Consider the following 822-nt stretch of genomic DNA (forward strand, 5'->3'; position numbering starts at 1 on the left):
GCTCACCGCACCACCAGCACCACAGCTTCACCTGAAGGGGCCCGGCAACCGCCGGGCCCCTTCAGCCGTTTCACACCGGTGAGACCTCGCGCGTGTCACGGCGACGTACGTGTCGAGAACGCCCGGCCGACTCCGTCCACCTCACCTGATGTTCAGCGAGGGACATGCCGACACCGACCGGCCACGGATCCTTCGGCCTGTACGGACTGCTGGAGCGGCTCACCGGCGACCCCGCGGTGTCGCCGAACCGGACCCGCCCGTCGCCGTGGTGCACGGCCCGCGGGCCGGCCTGGGCCTGCTGGGACCGCCGCGGGAGCGGCTGCCCGGCAACCACCGGCTGGACGCCGTCCGCGGGCATCCGCTCGACATGCGCGGCGACATCGATGCCGCCGCGGAGAGCTACCGCGTGGCCGCCGCCAGGACCGCCGGCGAGCCGGAGCGAGCTGTCTGATCGCCCGGGCGGCCGACTCGGCGGACCCCTGCCGCGTCCGTGCCCGGCTGACCCGATCCGGCCTCGCGGGACACCGTCCCGGGCCCGCGCGCGCCCCGGATCCAGAATCGACAGGGCTTTAGACGTGCCCCTCACGAAAACGGTGCCATCAATCTGATGTGATCTGCATCACATCGGACCGGTAACTCAACGTGGCGGTCATCTCACGCCACATCAGTCACTTTTACCTCATACTTACATCTATCTGCGGAAACACCCCGAACATCGATCAAGCTCGACGATCACATCACACCCGTCTAAACATTACGGATGGGTCACGGGGGTGGCAGGCGGATCTTTACCCCTCGAAGTGGCTTCCGATGCCCAAGATC

1 protein-coding gene is annotated in these 822 nt (G+C 68.0%); it reads left to right on the forward strand.

Annotation, left to right across the window (positions count from 1 at the left end):
- Positions 1-268: 268 nt before the first annotated feature.
- Positions 269-451 carry a hypothetical protein gene (locus ACLQ2R_RS39475; RefSeq protein WP_425966536.1) on the forward strand — a complete coding sequence of 61 codons (183 nt, stop codon included), beginning with the start codon at positions 269-271 and terminating at the stop codon, positions 449-451.
- Positions 452-822: the final 371 nt, after the last annotated feature.

This window comes from Streptosporangium sp. DT93 (assembly GCF_049844535.1).
In the GTDB taxonomy this organism is placed as follows: Bacteria; Actinomycetota; Actinomycetes; order Streptosporangiales; family Streptosporangiaceae; genus Streptosporangium.